Below are 16,632 nucleotides of genomic sequence, written 5' to 3' on the forward strand. Positions count from 1 at the left end.
GTGGCACCGTCGGCGTACTCAGGGCGGCGATGCAGGTGGCGGCAACCGACGAGGGCTCGGCGCGGCTGCTGACGGAGCAACTGGCGCTGTCGGCGGCGGCGGCGGAGCTGCGCCGGCTGGGAGCAGGGCGGATCGCCGATGCTTTCGTCGAAACGCGGCTGGCCGGCCAGTGGCGCAACACCTATGGCATGCTCGATTCGCGCCACGATGCCCGGATGATCATCGACACGCTCTATCCGCCGACGAACTGAGCCGCCAACAGCAGTGCAACCGGGATGGTCGCGAAGGACAGAAGCGTCTGCAGCGTGGTCACCGTGGCGTAAAGCTCGGCGTCGCCGCCCATCTGCCTTGCCAGCACATAGCCATTCATGGCGGTCGGCACGGCGCCGCACAGGATGAGAAACAGCAATTCCTCGCCGGTGACGCCCAGCAAGATGGACATCGCCAACAGCAGCGCCGGAAATACCACCAGCTTGACCGCGACCGGGACGAGGACAGCGATCCTGGGCTTGACCAGGCTGTCGAGCCTCAGGCCCGCACCAATGCCGACTAGGCCAAGCCCGAGCGCGGCCTGGCCAATCAGCTGAAGCGTCTTGTTGAGCGGCGCAAAAAGTTCGAAGGGCATCACGCGCAGCAGAAGACCTCCTGCGGCCGCAATCACCATTGGATTGGTCGCCATGCGGCGCATCAGCGTCGGCCAGTTGGCCGTCCTGTCGGCAAAGCGCGTAACCACGAAAACCGTCATCAGATTGATTGGAAGGATGATGATCGCCATTACCAGCGCGACGACGGCCATGCCGGCGGGCGGAAACAGTTTTTGGGCAATGGCAAGCGCCATGAAACCGTTCCAGCGGATCGACGTCTGGAAAATCGAGGAGAATTCGGCCGCCCCGGCCAGTCCGGCCTTGCGCAGGAGCGGCCACAGCGACAGCACGAGTGCGAACATCAAGGGCAAGGTGACAGCCAGCGCCAACATCATGGCATCCAGCTGCAGGCCGCTGAAATCGGCGTTTACGATCGTCACGAAGATCAGTGACGGATAGAAGAACCAGTAGCCCAGCCGATTGATGCCGTCCCAGCCGGCGGGATCGACCGCGTTGAGGCGCCGCAAAATATTCCCGCACAGGATAAGCAGGAAAATCGGCAGGATGCTTTCGAACGTGGCTTGCATGAAGGCGTCTCGGAGGGAGACCGTGCCATAGCAGGCATTGCCGGCGTGTAAAGCGCCAGGACCGGCGCTGTCGTGCGCCTGTGGATGGCCGTTAACCTTAACAAATGGTTTCCATTGCGGTGGCGGGCCTCAAAGCCCACTGTCCTGTTTACCAAAGCAGGAACGCCATGCGGTATATATTGACCTCCTTTCTGGCCTTGCACTGGGCAGTGGCTTTCGCCCTGCTGGCGTTCATCTGCATTGACGGAAATCGCGGCGTCGCGGCGGCGCTCGGCGTGTTGGGCGTCGCCATTCAAAATGCCCATTTCGTCGATCTCGAAAACGCCGTCGTAGTAGCGCCGCTCGCCGTTGCACTGCTCGTTGTTGCGATGCTGTTTTGCTGGGCCTTCGTAGAGACCCTGATCAGCGGCGCGCCAGATCCGCGAGCCGTCGACAGCGTCGTGCGGACCGCCTTCATCTCGGCCTCCGCCGTGTTGTCGCTCGTTCTGATCGGCGGCGCCGCGCAAGGCATCAACGGGTTGTTCATGGCCGTCGCGGTGCAGCTGGCCGCGCTTCTGGCCTCCTATGTCGCCATGCTTGCGGAGCGGCGCTCGGCCTTCGCCGTGGCGGTGCCGGCCAGAGCCGATATCCGCGCCGCCGCGCATCTGATGGCGAAGGACGCGGCGCACAGTTCCTTGCTCTCGCGCATCTCCGGTCGATCGGACGCCAAACCGAGGAATGGCCGCTGATGCGCTATCTGTTCGCACTATGGGTTGCTCCGCTCGCTCTATTCTGGGGCTGGTTCTTCCTGTCGCTCAACGACATCAATTTCGGCTATGTCATGCTCAGCCGGCAATTGCATGATCTCGTCTTCCAGCTTTACGGGCAGATGCTTGGCGTCGATCCGGCCGTCATTCCCGGCATGGTGGCGAAGGCCTGCGTGCTCGACGGGCTGCTCTTGATGGCGTTTTGGGCGTTTCGCCGGCGCCGGGCGATCGCCGGCTGGATCAGGACAATGCGCGAGCGCTATTTCGACCAGGCATCGACGCCGAGTGTCTGAAGCCGGTCGAGAGCGCCCTGCAGGATAAAGGCCGCAGCGGCCGAATCGATCTTGCTGGCGCGTTTGCGGCGCGAAAAATCCATCTCGATCAATGTCCGCTCGGCCGCCACCGTCGACAGCCGCTCGTCCCAAAAAACGAAAGGCAGGTCGGTTAGGCCAGCCATGTTGCGGACGAAGGCGCGGGATTTCTGGGCGCGGGGTCCTTCCGACCCGTCCATGTTGACCGGCAGGCCAAGCACCACGGCCCCGGCATTCTCCTTCTGCAGCAAGGCGAGGAGAGCGGCGGCATCGAGCGAGAATTTCCGGCGCATGATGACGGGGCGCGGATGAGCGAAGGAAAAACCCCGGTCGGAAACCGCCACGCCGATCGTCTTGTCGCCGAGATCGAGCCCGGCCAGCGTCTTGCCGCCGCCGAGCCGCGCCGGTAATTCCTCGATCGTGATGACGCTCAACCGCTTTCCTTTTGATCATGGCGCGGTGCGTCCTGTGCGCGCAGAGGACGCAGCGGCACTTTAACTTTGCCGTCGGCGTTCTATCCTCTACCGAAGCAAAAATCGAGGAAAGCATTGATGAAACTGACCTGGTACGGCCATTCGGCATTCCGCATCGAGACCGCGGACGCGAAAATCCTCATCGACCCCTATCTGATCGGCAATCCGTCCTGGACCGGTGGTTGGGAAGGGCCCGCGGAAGGGGTCACGCATGTGTTGTTGACGCACGGCCACAGCGATCACGTCAGCGGTGCGCTGGAAGTGCTCGGGAAAAGTGGCGCCATGCTGGTCGCCAATTTCGAAATCTGCATGTACCTGGTCGGCAAGGGCGTCAACGACAAGAAGATCAACCCCGGCAATATAGGCGGCACTGTCGATTGCGGCGGTTTCACCACCACCCTCGTCCAGGCACTGCATTCCTCGTCGTTCCCGGGCGACAATGGCCAGAACACCTACCTCGGCAATCCGGGCGGGCTCGTCCTGCATTTTCCGGAAGACAAGACGCTCTACCATATGGGCGACACCGACATTTTTTCCGACATGGCGCTGATCAACGAATTGCACGAGCCCAAGATCGGCATCGTGCCGATCGGCGACCGCTTCACCATGGGCGGCGCGGTGGCGGCCCTTGCCTGCCGGCGCTTCTTCGACTTCGATACGGTCATTCCCAGTCACTTCGGCACGTTTCCGATCATCGACCAGACCGCCGAAAAGTTCGTGGCCGGAATGGACGGATCGGATGTGAAAGTGGCATTGCCGAAGATCGGCGAGACGATTACCTTGTAGGAGATACCGAGTAGAAGATAGCAAAATGGAATGAAAACATGGTCTTGAGGAGTTCTCTTTGCATTTCGATGCTGGTTGCGGCGTCGCCTGCGCCGGCCGCGGAGGATTTCATCGAGGGTGTCTATCTCCAATCCGAGGAGCTTTGTGCCCAAGCCAAGAAGGATACGCTGCAGACGGTGATCGAAGCCGGAAACCTCGTGCTGTCGTCCCGCGGCCTGGAAAGCATCGAATACAATTGCGAATTCCTTGAGATCACCAAGGCGACACGTTCGCCGAGCTGGGCGGTGACCGCGATTTGCCAGGAGCCGGGCTATCTCTTTCCGGACGTCTTGTCGGTCACGCAAATGAACGCGAAGCAGGTCGATCTGGTTTCGGTCCGGCCCGTCGAGGACGAAAGCGAGGCGAGCGGCAACAGCGGCAGCTATTTCCTCTGCGACGGCGTGGCGCTGCCATAGACGTTCCGGCCGCGTTGTCGGCATGATGCATGTTGCGCGGCACGCGCCACGCCGCTATAGCGCGACCTGGTTTTCCCGAGGCGACAAATATGTCCGTTGATGTCAAGACTGTGAAGCGCGTCGCGCGTCTCGCCCGCATTGCGGTGAGCGAGGAGGATGCCGAGCGCATGACCGGCGAGTTGAATGCCATCCTCGGTTTTGTCGAGCAGTTGAACGAAGTCGACGTTTCCGGCGTCGAGCCGATGACGTCGGTCATCCCGATGGAGATGAAGAAACGCCAGGACGTCGTCACCGACGGCAACAAGGCGGCCGACATCGTCGCCAATGCACCAGCGACCGAAGAGAATTTCTTCCTCGTTCCGAAGGTCGTGGAGTAGCGGCCGATGGCAATCGAGATCGCCATCGAGACGCCATTGCAGGACGATGTGCGGGGGCTGATCGACGAGCTCAACACCACGCTGCTAGAACTGACGCCGCCGGAGCATTGCTACCACATGACCGTCGAGCAGATGGCCGACGAGAATACGACCGTCTTCATCGCCCGCGACAACGGCTTGGCAATAGGCTGTGGCGCACTCAAACGCCACGATGGCGTCATTGGCGAAGTCAAGCGCATGTATACGCGTCCCTCGCATCGCGGCCGGAAGATCGGCGCGAAAATCGTCGAGCGGGTCGAGGCGTTGGCGCGCAGCGAAGGGCTGAAGCGCCTGGTCCTGGAGACCGGCGACCGCCATCCGGCCGCCTGGACTGTCTACGAACGCGCCGGTTTCTCGCGCTGCGGCCCAGTTCTGGATTACCCTGATACCGAGTGGTCGGTGTTTTACGAAAAGAGCCTTGCCCGATGAGCGACCTGACGCAACTCACGATTTCGCAGGCCCGCGCCAAGCTGCGCGCCAAGGAAATCACCGCAACCGAGATCACCGACGCCTATCTCTCGGCGATCGAGCGGGCCAATCCGGCGCTCAACGCCTATGTCGCGGTCACCGACGACAAGGCGCGCGGCATGGCCAAGATCTCGGACGCGAAACTGGCCAAGGGCGAGGGCGGTTCGCTCGAAGGCATACCGCTCGGGATCAAGGACCTGTTCGGCACCGAGGGCATTCATACCCAAGCCTGCAGCCACGTGCTGGACGGGTTCAAGCCGCGCTACGAATCGACCGTCACCGCCAATCTGTGGTCCGACGGCGCCGTCATGCTGGGCAAGCTCAACATGGACGAGTTCGCCATGGGCTCATCCAACGAGACGTCCTACTATGGTCCGGTCGTCAATCCGTGGCGGCGTTCGCGCCTCGACACGGTGGTGATGCCGACCACGCATCAGGGTGATGGCGGTTTCGTCTCGGCCGGCGGCACCAGGACCGCGCGCACGCTGGACAATGCCCAGCTCGTGCCGGGCGGTTCGTCCGGCGGTTCGGCCTCGGCCGTCTCGGCGTTCCTGTGCGCGGGCGCCACTGCCACCGACACCGGCGGCTCGATCCGCCAGCCCGCCGCCTTCACCGGCACGGTCGGCATCAAGCCGACCTATGGCCGCTGCTCGCGCTGGGGCATCGTCGCGTTCGCGTCGTCGCTCGACCAGGCCGGGCCGATCGCCCGCGACGTGCGCGACGCCGCGATCCTGCTAAAATCCATGGCCTCGGTCGATCCGAAGGACACCACCTCGGTCGACAGGCCGGTGCCGGACTACGAGGCGGCGATCGGCAAACCGGTCAAGGGCATGAAGGTCGGCATCCCGCGGGAATATCGTGTCGACGGTATGCCCGAAGAGATCGAGGCGCTGTGGCAGAAGGGTATTGCCTGGCTCAGGGATGCCGGCGCCGAGATCGTCGACATTTCCTTGCCGCACACGAAATATGCCTTGCCGGCCTATTATATCGTGGCGCCCGCCGAAGCCTCGTCGAACCTCGCCCGCTATGATGGCGTCCGCTATGGCCTGCGCGTGCCAGGCAAGGACATTGTCGACATGTATGAGAAGACCCGGGCCGCCGGCTTCGGCCGCGAGGTCAAACGCCGCATCATGATCGGCACCTATGTGCTGTCGGCCGGCTACTACGATGCCTACTATCTGCAGGCGCAGAAGGTGAGAAACCTCATCAAGCGGGATTTCGAGACCGTGTTCGCGGCGGGCGTCGACGTCATCCTGACACCGGCGACGCCGTCAGCGGCTTTTGGCATCGCCGACGAGGACATGGCCGCCGACCCGGTCAAGATGTACCTCAACGACATTTTCACCGTGACGGTGAACATGGCCGGACTGCCGGGCATCGCCGTGCCGGCCGGCCTCGACGCCAAGGGCCTGCCGCTCGGCCTTCAGCTGATCGGCCGGCCTTTCGACGAGGAAACCTTGTTCCAGACCGCCCATGTCATCGAACGGGCGGCCGGCACCTTTCAGCCGGAAAAGTGGTGGTAGTATCGTCCCTTGGGCATCGCGTTTGAATGATGCGCAGAGCTTTAGCTCAAGCTTATGTATGTCGTTATCCCGCTGCGTTTTGGGTGACATACATTGGGAGTGAGGGATGTTCTTTTATCTTTCCAAATTTCTCTGGTTCTTTGTCCAGCCGTTGAATTTTGCGATCTTCCTGTTGCTGGCGGGGCTGGTGGCGGCGATGTTCGGCCGGCGAGGATTGGCGACCGCCGGCAGTGTCCTTGCCGTTCTCATTCTTGTGCTTTCGACATGGACGGAACTCGGCGCGATAATGATCAGTCCGCTGGAGGACCGCTTCCCCAGACCACCTCTGCCAGAAAGGGTCGACGGTATCATCGTGCTGGGCGGCGGTTTGGAGAGTGCCATCAATGCCGTGCGTGGCGGCTATGAAATTAACGGCGCCGGCGACCGGATCGTTCAGGCGGCCGTGCTGGCGCGGCGTTTTCCGACAGCAAAAATCGCCATCTCCGGTGGCACCGTTGAAATGGTAATCAAAGGTGAGGGCGATGCAGACTCCGGGCCGCGCCTGCTCACGGCGCTTGGCGTGACAGCCGATCGGCTGATCCTCGAGAACAAATCCCGCAACACCTATGAGAATGCGATCTTTACCAGGCAACTGGTCGCACCGAAACCCGGCGAGACCTGGCTGCTGGTGACTTCGGCCTTCCATATGCCGCGCGCCACGGCGCTGTTCGACAAGGCCGGCTTTCCGACCGTTCCGTGGCCGGTCGACTACATGACCTCCGGCACGGAAAGCATCGGCACATTCCCCCCCTACAACGGGCTGGAGGTCACCACCACCGCGGTCCGTGAATGGATCGGGCTGATGGCTTATTGGCTGTCGGGCCGGATCGATCGGCTTTTCCCCGGACCGGCTGACGGGCCAGGCGGCTGACCGATCACCGCCTGCCGCGCGGCGGAAAAGAACTGGCGGCGGACCAGCACAGCCAGAAGCAGCAACGTCGACAGCACGAACACCATCGGGTCGACGAACCAGCCGAGATAACCGATCGAGAAGAACACGCCGCGCAGACCGGAATTGAAGTGCTTTCCGGCCAGCATGTTCATACGCGCTGCTCGCCACACGGCCGTTTCGGTCACCGGGTTGCGCGAGGCCTCGCCATGCGGGATCGGCACGGCGCCGATCAGGATCGAGCAATAGTTGAACAGCCGGTAGGCCCAGCCGAACTTGAAGAAGGCAAAGGCCAGGATCAGCACCAGTCCGAACACCTTTATCTGAAAGGCCGCGCGCGACGGCGCGCCGCCCAGCGGCAAGTCGCTCAGCACCGAAACGACCTGGTCGGAGGCGCCCAGCAAGGCAAAACAGCCCCCCAGGGCAATCAGCGAGCTTGAGGCGAAGAAGGCGGTTCCCTGTTGCAGCCCGCTCATGATGGCGGTGTCGACGATGCGGATCTCGCGCTCGGCCATGGTCCGCATCCAGGCTTCGCGCTGGGCGTTCATCGCTGTCGTCAGCGACACGCGGCGGACCAGTCTTCCGTCGGAGGCGAGCGTGTGCAGCACCCACACGATGAGGAAGAAGGCCAGTGCGGCGAGGTCGGCCGTCGACAGATGGAAGGAATCGCCCATGCACGTCCTTTTACCACAAGCAGAGCCCGTCGCCTCGATCATCGCAGTCATGTCGCTGGCGGAGCAAACAAGGTCGGCAGGCGCTGCGCCGCGATTTTCAAAAGAGCGGAAACATCATGAGAATTCCTATATGTGGATTGATCACGGAGACGGTGCCGCGTGTTCCTTTCGGTTTTCGACCTGTTCAAGATCGGCATCGGACCATCAAGCTCGCACACGATGGGGCCGATGACGGCCGCGCGGCGGTTTCTCGACGAAGCCGCGGGAGACGACTGGCCGCGTCCGGCCGGCGCCAAGGTCGATCGCATCGTGGCTAGCCTGCACGGTTCGCTTGCCTACACTGGTATCGGCCATGGGTCCGACCGCGCGGTGGTGCTCGGCCTTGCCGGCGAGACGCCGCAGACCGTCGATCCCGACCAGGCCGACGGCGTTGTCGCCCGCATCGCTGCCGAGAAGCGGATTTCGCCGCCCGGTCATCCATCCTATCGCTTTGACCCGGCCACGGACCTGGTGCTGGATCGCAAGACGCCGCTCACCGGCCACGCCAATGGCATGGCTTTCTCGGCCTATGACGCCGATGACCGGCTGCTGCTCAGGCGCATCTATTATTCGATCGGCGGCGGCTTCGTGGTTTCCGAGGAAGAGCTGCAGCGGATGAAGGCCAAGGACTCGGTGACGACGGAAGGCAAGAAAGTGCCTTATCCCTTCAAGAACGCCGTCCAGATGCTGTCGATGGCGGCGAAAAGCGGGCTTTCCATCGCCGACATGAAGCGCGTCAACGAGGAGACGCAGATGTCGCGCGAGGAGCTCGATGCCGGCCTCGATGGCATCTGGATCGCCATGAAGCGTTGTATTGACCGTGGCCTGTCGCAGGATGGCATCATGCCGGGCGGGCTTAAGGTGCGCCGTCGAGCGCGGCAATTGCATGACAAGCTGCAGGAGCAGTGGCAGCAGAACCGGCCCAATCCCTTGCTCGCCAATGACTGGCTGTCGATCTACGCCATGGCGGTCAACGAGGAGAACGCCGCCGGCGGGCGCGTCGTCACCGCGCCGACCAATGGCGCCGCCGGAACGCTGCCCGCGGTGCTGCGCTACTGGCTGCATTTCCATCCCGAAGCCGATCAGCCGAGTATCCGCGATTTCCTGCTGACGGCTGCGGCGGTCGGCGGCATCATCAAGACCAACGCCTCGATCTCGGGCGCCGAAGTCGGCTGCCAGGGCGAGGTCGGTTCAGCCTCGGCAATGGCGGCGGCCGGTCTGTGCGCGGTCATGGGCGGCACGCCCGAGCAGGTCGAGAACGCGGCCGAGATCGCGCTCGAACATCATCTCGGCATGACCTGCGATCCGGTCGGCGGGCTGGTCCAGGTGCCGTGCATCGAACGCAATGCGCTGGGCGCGGTCAAGGCGGTGACCGCCGCCTCGCTGGCCATCAAGGGCGATGGCACTCATTTCGTGCCGCTCGACGCGGCGATCGAGACCATGCGCCAGACCGGCCTCGACATGAACGAGAAATACAAGGAAACCAGCCTTGGCGGACTGGCCGTCAATGTGGTGGAGTGCTGAAACCCACTGAGCGCCAGGCTTGGCGTCTGGGGATTGGCACTGTGGAGAAGTCGGGCAGGGCCGTTGACGTGTTCGCCTGCCGGACTAAACCTTAGGCGATGTCTCTCAATCTCATAAAGCTCTGCGTCGGCTGCGACAGCGTCGAGGATCTGGAGGAGTGGATCGCCTTCCGCCTTGACGAGCGGCGGCGCGCCTGCGAACCGGTCGAGCAATACCACACCACCCGCATGGTGCCGACGCGCGGCGCCGAGGTCACCGATGGCGGCTCGCTCTACTGGGTGATCAAAGGCAATGTCCAGTGCCGTCAGTTGATCACCGAAATCCGGCCCTTCACTGACAACGAAGGCATCGGCCGCTGTCACCTGATCCTGGATCCTGAGGTCGTGCGTACCGACTGGCAGCCGCGCCGCGCCTTTCAGGGCTGGCGCTACCTGAAACCGGCCGATGCACCGGCCGATCTTGGCAAGGGCATGGCCGGGCTCTTCGAGATACCGCCGAAACTCAGGCGCGAGCTAGCCGACCTCGGCCTGCTCTGAGGCGAATGCGCCAAGTCCGAGGCCGATTGTCTTGATTGCTGGCCCTCCAAGTCTCATCATGTTGGACTTGCAAGCGGTGCGGCAACGCCACATCTTGAATCGCATGAGCGACAAGAAGCAACCCGTGCCCGCAAGGGCCGATCCTGCACCGGTCAAGCCTCAATCGAGCACCGGCGAAATCGACGCATTTGTCCGTCAGGCAAGGACGCTCGCCGCGTCCTCAACTGGTTCGGGCAGGCTGATCCTTGCTCTCGACGCCACAATGAGCCGCCAGCCCACCTGGGATCTCGCCTGTGCGCTGCAGGGCGAGATGTTCGACGCCGTCGGCAAGGCCGGGGCGCTCAAGGTTCAACTGGTCTATTTTCGCGGCCTGGGCGAGTGCCGCTCGTCCGCGTTCGTGACCAATACGGATGCGCTGAAGCAGCTGATGACGCGAATAGAATGCCGTAGCGGCCATACCCAGATCGGCAAGGTGCTTGCCCATGCGCTGAAACAGACGGCGGCCTCAAAGGTCAATGCGCTGGTCTATATCGGCGACGCCATGGAAGAAAATGTCGACGACCTTGCCGCCAAAGCCGGCAGCCTCGGCCTGCATGGCGTTCCCGTCTTCGTCTTTCAGGAGGGGCATGATACCGGCGCAGAAAAGGCCTTCAAGGAGATCGCGCGGTTATCCAAAGGGGCATGGTTCCGATTTGATCGGCGGGCCGCCGCGACCTTGGCGAGCCTGCTTTCGGCGGTTGCCGTGTTTGCGGCCGGAGGGCTGACGGCACTGGAAGCCAGGGGCAGGCCGGAAGACCGGCTGATGATCGAGCATCTGCGGGGCGGCAGGAAATAATGGGCGCGATTATCGGATTGGTAGCATTGCTTTTGGTGCTTCTCGGCGCGGCTATGATCTTCCTGCGCGCCGACCCGGCGAAACTCGCAAGCGGGATGAGGACGGTTGGGCCCGTCCTGCTGGCGCTGGTCGGGGTCGCCGTGCTTCTGGTCGGACGCCAAGGCATTGGCGGTTTGATCCTGTCGGCGGCGCTCGCCTGGTACGGCTCCATGCGGATGAAACGGTCGCCAACGAAGTTGTCGCCGGGCAAGCATTCGACGGTGCGCACCGCGGCTCTCGAAATGGAACTCGACCACGATACCGGCGGCCTGGAAGGCCTCGTGTTGGCCGGCCGCCATGAAGGCAAGATGCTCGGCGCCATGGCGCTTGCCGAATTGCAGCAGCTTTACCGCGAACTTTCCGGCGACCCGGAGAGCCGCCAACTGCTAGAGACGTATCTTGACAGCAGATTTCCCGTCTGGCGCAAAGACGCTGAGGCGAATGGTGGCGATGGGTTGGGTGTTGCGCCAGGTGCGGGCGCCATGACTAAGGAGGAGGCCTACAAGATCCTTGGTCTTGAAGCGGGGGCCGCCGCGGCGGATGTCCGCAAGGCGCACCGCCGCCTGATGCAGCGCCTGCACCCCGATATCGGTGGCACGTCTTTCCTTGCGGCGCGGATCAACGAAGCCAAGGATGTCTTGCTCTCCAATCACAATTAGTCTCCTTCGACGCGGAATTTCCCGGGAGGCGTTCTTCCACGCCGCCTATTGCTGGACGGCGTAGCACTCGATCTTCTTTTTCTTCAGGGCGCCGCAGGCTTTCCAGGCGGCGTTCTTCGAACCGAAGCCGCCAAACCTGGCGCGGTAGTAGGTGACGCCATCCTTGTCGAAAGCGACGGTGAAACCGGATGCATCGGCGAGGATCGAGGGGGCCTGCTTCGACGTCTTGTCGAGGAAAGCCTGGGCTTCGGACCGCTTTGGCGAAGAAGCGACCTGTATTGCCCAGCCCGAGGGCACCGATGCGGTATTGACGGGATCGACCGCCTCCGCGTCGCCATAGGCCGCGGCAACCCGGGCCGTCGCTATGTCGTCCGCTGTGGCCACGGCCACGGTCTTGACCTTTCTGGTCTGGACGACGGGAGTGGTCTCCTCGACGACGGGCGCGTTTTCCTCAACAAGAGCGGCAATGGCATCATTGTCCGGCTTTTCGTCCGGCGTCGGCGCGTCGTGCTTGGGCAAAAACACCTTGGCCAGTGCCGTGATCGGATTGCCGCCACCAGCCTTGGCGATCAGCACGCCGCTGCCGCGCGACGACGCCTTTGGCATGTAGGTGTTGATCAACCCGGCCATCCGGTTGTCGCGGCTGCCGCCTGAACTTCCGCCCATGACCACCGCCACGATGCGGCGATCGCCATCGGAGACCGAGGAGACGAGATTGTAGCCGGAGGCCCGCGTGTAACCCGTCTTGATGCCGTCGACGCCCTTGATGCGACCGAGCAGCCGGTTATGGCCATTGATACGCCTGCGGCCGTACAGGAAAGAGCGCTGCGAGAAATAGCCGTAATACTGGGGAAAATGCTCTCTTAGCGCGATGCCGAGCATGGCCATGTCGCGCGCGGTCGTGAACTGGCCTGGATCCGGTAAGCCGTTGGCATTGCGGAAAACGGTGGACTTCATGCCCAGCGCCCGGGCCTTGGCCGTCATCATACGGGCGAAATTGGCTTCATTGCCGCCGAGGAGTTCGCCAATCGCCGTCGCCGAGTCGTTCGCCGACTTGGTCACCATCGACAGGATCGCGGTCTCGACCGTGACCACCCCGCCGGGCCGAACGCCTAGTTTCGTCGGCGGTTCGGCTGCGGCACGCGCTGAGAAAACGACTCGAGAATTCTTGGCGATCTTGCCCTTCGCCATCGCCTCGAAGGTCAGGTAAAGCGTCATCATCTTGGTGAGCGAGGCGGGATAGCGCCGACCGTCGGCATCCGAGGAGTAAAGCACCTTGCCGGTCTTGGCGTCGATGACGATGGCAGCCGACTTGGCCGCCTGCGACGAAGCGGCCTCGGCAACGACCAGTGTCATCGCCAAAGCGAGGATCATGATCGTTTTCAGAGAGGACGCGGATTTGGAAAGAATGCCCGACAACGCCTGACGCACCGATAATTCCTTTGAATTTTTTGTTGCCCTGGAGGCGGCAAAGGTTCCTGCCTCACTTCCGGCCACGCTAACGCGGCCAGCGTTACCAATCCGTTTATGGTAACCGCCGCGTTCACCATTTTCTTCGGGATTGAGCTTCTCTTTATTCGAATCTTAGCCGCCGCGGTTTGGAGGCGCCGCCGATTTTGGCCAAATCTTGACTTTTGTGCAGCGCACAATATATGACGTGCATTGCACAACGTGGCCGGATAGGCGCCCATCATTCGAGGGCGGCCGCCAAAGGCCGTCATCAAGGGAGTGCGTGAAATGGCCCAGACCTATGAAGATTTCAGCAAATACGGCAAAGAGTTTGCCGACACCGGCTTGAAGAGCTTTGCGTCGCTTTCCAAGGGCGCTCAGGCCATTGCCGCCGAAGCGGGCGAATACACCAAGAAGAGCTTCGAGGCCGGCAGCGCCGCAGTCGAGAAGCTTTTCTCGGCCAAGTCGCTGGAGAAGGCGATCGAAATCCAGTCCGACTACGCCAAGCAGTCCTACGAATCCTTCGTCACCGAAGCGACGAAGATCGGCGATCTCTACGCCGAACTCGCCAAGGAAGCCTACAAGCCGTTTGAATCGATCGTCGCAAAGGCGAAGTAATTTGTCTGTATGATGTGAAGACGGCCCCGAGCCTGTAAGACAGACCCGGTCGCGGAAGCGCGGCCGGGTTTTTTCATGGCAATTTCAAATCAGGGGCTCCGCCGGCTTCACGATTGCGAAAATCCGTCAAGTTTGGCCACCTAGCCATATTGTCAGCTAAACAGAAGGGCTTAAAATCGTCCATCGAACACCTACATGTCGAACTCGCATGGGGATTCGAAAAGGCAGGACTACGTGACGATCGGTTTGACTGCCACGAGAGACGTGGCGCGCATGCAAAACGGCAGCGGCGGCAATGAGGCCGGTCGCGGTACGACCGTCATCACGCGCACCAAAACCAAGACCAAGAAGCCGAGCCTTTACCGGGTCCTCATCCTCAACGACGACTACACACCCATGGAATTCGTGGTTCACGTGCTGGAGCGTTTTTTCCAGAAGGACCGTGAAGCCGCCACGCGCATCATGCTTCATGTTCACAATCATGGAGTGGGCGAGTGCGGGGTCTATACATTCGAGGTGGCCGAGACCAAAGTGTCTCAGGTCATGGATTTCGCCCGACAGAATCAGCATCCGCTGCAATGCGTGATGGAGAAGAAGTGAGGTAACATGCCGGCTTTCTCCCAAGGCCTGGAAAAGGCGCTTCATCAAGCGCTGACGCTCGCCAATGAGCGGCACCATGAATATGCAACCCTTGAACATTTGCTGCTCGCGCTCATCGACGACACCGAGGCGGCCGCCGTCATGCGTGCCTGCAATGTCGATCTCGACGATCTGAAGCATACGGTGCTGACCTATATCGACACCGAGCTCGACAATCTCGTTACCGGTTATGATGAGGACTCCAAGCCGACGGCTGGCTTCCAGCGCGTCATCCAGCGCGCGGTGATCCATGTCCAATCGTCCGGCCGCGAGGAAGTGTCGGGCGCCAATGTGCTCGTTGCCATCTTCGCCGAGCGCGAGAGCCATGCCGCCTATTTCCTGCAGGAACAGCAGATGACCCGCTACGACGCGGTCAACTACATCTCGCACGGCATCGCCAAGCGCCCCGGCGCTTCGGAAGCGCGGACGCCGCGCGGCGCCGACGACGAGCAGGGCGGCCAGAACGGGGCCGAGCCGCAGGAAGAGAATGGCAAGAAGAAGCAGCAACAGGACGCGCTGACCGCCTATTGCGTCAATCTCAACAACAAGGCCAAGGCCGGCAAGATCGATCCGCTGATCGGCCGCGAGAGCGAGATCAACCGCACCATCCAGGTGCTGTGCCGACGCTCCAAGAACAACCCGCTCTATGTCGGCGACCCTGGCGTCGGCAAGACGGCGATCGCCGAGGGCCTTGCCAAGCGCATCGTCGAGGGCGATGTGCCGGAAGTGCTGCTCAACGCCACCATCTTTGCGCTCGACATGGGCACGTTGCTGGCCGGCACCCGCTATCGCGGCGATTTCGAGGAGCGGCTGAAGCAGGTCGTCAAGGAGCTCGAGGACTATCCCGGCGCGGTGTTGTTCATCGACGAAATCCACACCGTGATCGGGGCAGGGGCCACATCGGGCGGCGCCATGGATGCGTCGAACCTGTTGAAGCCGGCGCTGTCGTCCGGTGCGATCCGCTGCATCGGCTCGACCACTTACAAGGAGTTCCGCCAGTTCTTCGAGAAGGACCGCGCGCTGGTGCGGCGCTTCCAGAAGATCGACGTCAACGAGCCGACCATCGAGGATGCCATCGAGATCATGAAGGGCCTGAAGCCCTATTTCGAGGAGTTCCACAAGGTCCGCTACACGAGCGAGGCGATCAAGGCCTCGGTTGAATTGTCGGCACGCTACATCAATGACCGCAAGTTGCCGGACAAGGCGATCGACGTGATCGACGAGACCGGCGCCTCGCAGATGCTGGTGCCGGAGGCCAAGCGCAAGAAGACCATCGGCATCAAGGAGATCGAGGCAACGATCGCGACCATGGCCCGCATTCCGCCCAAGACGGTTTCGGCCGACGACGAGAAGGTGCTGCAGGGCCTCGACGTCGAGTTGAAGCGTGTCGTCTACGGTCAGGACACCGCGATCACCGCGCTGACCTCCGCGATCAAGCTGGCGCGCGCCGGCCTGCGCGAACCGGAAAAGCCGATCGGCTCCTACCTGTTCTCGGGCCCGACCGGCGTCGGCAAGACCGAAGTGGCAAAGCAGCTCGCTGCCTCGCTCGGCGTCGAGCTGATCCGTTTCGACATGTCGGAATATATGGAGCGCCACACCGTCTCGCGGCTGATCGGCGCGCCTCCCGGCTATGTCGGCTTCGACCAAGGCGGCCTGCTCACCGACGGCGTCGACCAGCATCCGCATTGCGTGCTGTTGCTGGACGAGGTCGAGAAAGCGCATCCCGACCTGTTCAACATCCTGTTGCAGGTCATGGACCACGGCAAGCTGACCGACCACAACGGCAAGCAGATCGACTTCCGCAATGTCATCCTGATCATGACCACCAATGCGGGTGCATCTGATGCACAGCGCGCGGCGATCGGTTTCGGCTCGACCAAGCGCGAAGGCGACGATGTCGAGGCGATCAACCGGCTGTTCACGCCGGAGTTCCGCAATCGTCTCGATGCGATCATCCCGTTCGGATCGCTGCCGGTGCCGGTCATCCACCAGGTGGTGCAGAAGTTCGTCATGCAGCTCGAGGCCCAGCTTTCCGAGCGTGGCGTCACCTTCGACCTGTCGCCCGACGCGATCGCCTGGCTGGCCGACAAGGGCTATGACGAGCGCATGGGCGCGCGACCGCTCGGTCGTGTCATCCAGGAGCACATCAAGAAGCCGCTGGCCGACGAGGTGCTGTTCGGCAAGCTCAAGAAGGGCGGCACGGTGCGCGTCACCGTCGAGAAGAAGGAAACCGGCGAGACCGGCCTGAAGCTCGAATCGCTTGCCGACGAGGCGCCGGTCAAGCCGAAGAAGGAAGATCTGGACGATGCGCCCAAGGCCAAGAAAGCCGTAGCGAAGAAGCCC

General features: G+C 62.3%; 19 protein-coding genes and 1 pseudogene. 16 read left to right on the forward strand and 4 right to left on the reverse strand.

Annotated features, from left to right (window positions below):
• Positions 1–251 (forward strand): annotated as a pseudogene (locus CN311_RS15000) (DNA alkylation response protein); the annotation flags it as partial.
• On the opposite strand, the gene CN311_RS15005 reads toward CN311_RS15000, so the two are convergent.
• A complete protein-coding gene (locus CN311_RS15005; RefSeq protein WP_097574573.1) occupies positions 233–1,171 on the reverse strand; it encodes an AEC family transporter in 939 nt (312 codons plus the stop codon). The pseudogene CN311_RS15000 and the gene CN311_RS15005 overlap by 19 nt on opposite strands.
• 167 nt (positions 1,172–1,338) lie before the next feature.
• On the opposite strand from CN311_RS15005, the gene CN311_RS15010 reads away from it, so the two are divergent.
• The gene (locus CN311_RS15010; protein ID WP_097574574.1) at positions 1,339–1,899 is read left to right on the forward strand and encodes a hypothetical protein; all 561 of its coding nucleotides are present in this window, start codon (positions 1,339–1,341) and stop codon (positions 1,897–1,899) included.
• Positions 1,899–2,210, forward strand: coding sequence for a DUF6105 family protein (locus tag CN311_RS15015; protein ID WP_097574575.1), 312 nt, complete (start codon positions 1,899–1,901; stop codon positions 2,208–2,210). Before CN311_RS15010 ends, CN311_RS15015 begins: the two co-directional genes overlap by 1 nt.
• Here CN311_RS15015 and ruvX read toward each other — a convergent pair.
• A complete protein-coding gene (ruvX, locus tag CN311_RS15020) occupies positions 2,177–2,662 on the reverse strand; it encodes a Holliday junction resolvase RuvX (RefSeq protein ID WP_097574576.1) in 486 nt (161 codons plus the stop codon). The genes CN311_RS15015 and ruvX overlap by 34 nt on opposite strands.
• Before the next feature lie 117 nt (positions 2,663–2,779).
• Here ruvX and CN311_RS15025 point away from each other — a divergent pair, with 117 nt between their 5' ends.
• From CN311_RS15025 to CN311_RS15050, 6 genes are all read left to right on the forward strand, one after another.
• Positions 2,780–3,487: a metal-dependent hydrolase gene (locus CN311_RS15025; RefSeq protein WP_097574577.1), complete on the forward strand. Its 708-nt coding sequence runs from the start codon at positions 2,780–2,782 to the stop codon at positions 3,485–3,487.
• Between the two features lie 38 nt (positions 3,488–3,525).
• Positions 3,526–3,942: a hypothetical protein gene (locus tag CN311_RS15030; RefSeq protein WP_097574578.1), complete on the forward strand. Its 417-nt coding sequence runs from the start codon at positions 3,526–3,528 to the stop codon at positions 3,940–3,942.
• Between the two features lie 89 nt (positions 3,943–4,031).
• Positions 4,032–4,319, forward strand: a complete 288-nt coding sequence (gene gatC, locus CN311_RS15035; RefSeq protein WP_097574579.1) for an Asp-tRNA(Asn)/Glu-tRNA(Gln) amidotransferase subunit GatC — start codon at positions 4,032–4,034, stop codon at positions 4,317–4,319.
• A gap of 6 nt (positions 4,320–4,325) precedes the next feature.
• Positions 4,326–4,787, forward strand: a complete 462-nt coding sequence (locus CN311_RS15040) for a GNAT family N-acetyltransferase (RefSeq protein ID WP_097574580.1) — start codon at positions 4,326–4,328, stop codon at positions 4,785–4,787.
• Entirely contained in the window at positions 4,784–6,349 is a 1,566-nt protein-coding gene (locus CN311_RS15045) for an amidase (protein WP_097574581.1), read from the forward strand. The genes CN311_RS15040 and CN311_RS15045 overlap by 4 nt, the downstream gene beginning before the upstream one ends.
• 106 nt (positions 6,350–6,455) lie before the next feature.
• Entirely contained in the window at positions 6,456–7,259 is an 804-nt protein-coding gene (locus CN311_RS15050; protein ID WP_097574582.1) for a YdcF family protein, read from the forward strand.
• Here the strand turns inward: CN311_RS15050 and CN311_RS15055 are convergent.
• Positions 7,196–7,951: a DUF599 domain-containing protein gene (locus CN311_RS15055; RefSeq protein ID WP_097574583.1), complete on the reverse strand. Its 756-nt coding sequence runs from the start codon at positions 7,949–7,951 to the stop codon at positions 7,196–7,198. The genes CN311_RS15050 and CN311_RS15055 overlap by 64 nt on opposite strands.
• 159 nt (positions 7,952–8,110) lie before the next feature.
• On the opposite strand from CN311_RS15055, the gene CN311_RS15060 reads away from it, so the two are divergent.
• From CN311_RS15060 to CN311_RS15075, 4 genes are all read left to right on the forward strand, one after another.
• Positions 8,111–9,514, forward strand: coding sequence for an L-serine ammonia-lyase (locus CN311_RS15060; protein ID WP_097574584.1), 1,404 nt, complete (start codon positions 8,111–8,113; stop codon positions 9,512–9,514).
• A gap of 98 nt (positions 9,515–9,612) precedes the next feature.
• A complete protein-coding gene (locus CN311_RS15065) occupies positions 9,613–10,050 on the forward strand; it encodes a DUF1489 family protein (protein WP_097574585.1) in 438 nt (145 codons plus the stop codon).
• A 103-nt stretch (positions 10,051–10,153) separates the two neighbouring features.
• Positions 10,154–10,885: a vWA domain-containing protein gene (locus tag CN311_RS15070; RefSeq protein ID WP_165779710.1), complete on the forward strand. Its 732-nt coding sequence runs from the start codon at positions 10,154–10,156 to the stop codon at positions 10,883–10,885.
• Positions 10,885–11,583, forward strand: coding sequence for a DnaJ domain-containing protein (locus tag CN311_RS15075; RefSeq protein WP_097574587.1), 699 nt, complete (start codon positions 10,885–10,887; stop codon positions 11,581–11,583). Before CN311_RS15070 ends, CN311_RS15075 begins: the two co-directional genes overlap by 1 nt.
• 45 nt (positions 11,584–11,628) lie before the next feature.
• Here the strand turns inward: CN311_RS15075 and CN311_RS15080 are convergent, their stop codons facing one another.
• A complete protein-coding gene (locus CN311_RS15080; RefSeq protein ID WP_097574588.1) occupies positions 11,629–13,014 on the reverse strand; it encodes a D-alanyl-D-alanine carboxypeptidase in 1,386 nt (461 codons plus the stop codon).
• Between the two features lie 306 nt (positions 13,015–13,320).
• Between CN311_RS15080 and CN311_RS15085 the strand changes: the two genes are divergently transcribed.
• From CN311_RS15085 to clpA, 3 genes are all read left to right on the forward strand, one after another.
• Positions 13,321–13,650 carry a phasin family protein gene (locus CN311_RS15085; protein ID WP_097574589.1) on the forward strand — a complete coding sequence of 110 codons (330 nt, stop codon included), beginning with the start codon at positions 13,321–13,323 and terminating at the stop codon, positions 13,648–13,650.
• 273 nt (positions 13,651–13,923) lie between these two features.
• Positions 13,924–14,250 carry an ATP-dependent Clp protease adapter ClpS gene (gene clpS / locus CN311_RS15090; RefSeq protein ID WP_165779712.1) on the forward strand — a complete coding sequence of 109 codons (327 nt, stop codon included), beginning with the start codon at positions 13,924–13,926 and terminating at the stop codon, positions 14,248–14,250.
• Positions 14,251–14,256: 6 nt separating this feature from the next.
• On the forward strand, positions 14,257–16,632 hold a 2,376-nt coding region (gene clpA / locus CN311_RS15095), incomplete at its 3' end, for an ATP-dependent Clp protease ATP-binding subunit ClpA (RefSeq protein ID WP_097574590.1).

The sequence above is a fragment of the Mesorhizobium sanjuanii genome (genome assembly GCF_002529485.1).
Lineage (GTDB): Bacteria > Pseudomonadota > Alphaproteobacteria > Rhizobiales > Rhizobiaceae > Mesorhizobium > Mesorhizobium sanjuanii.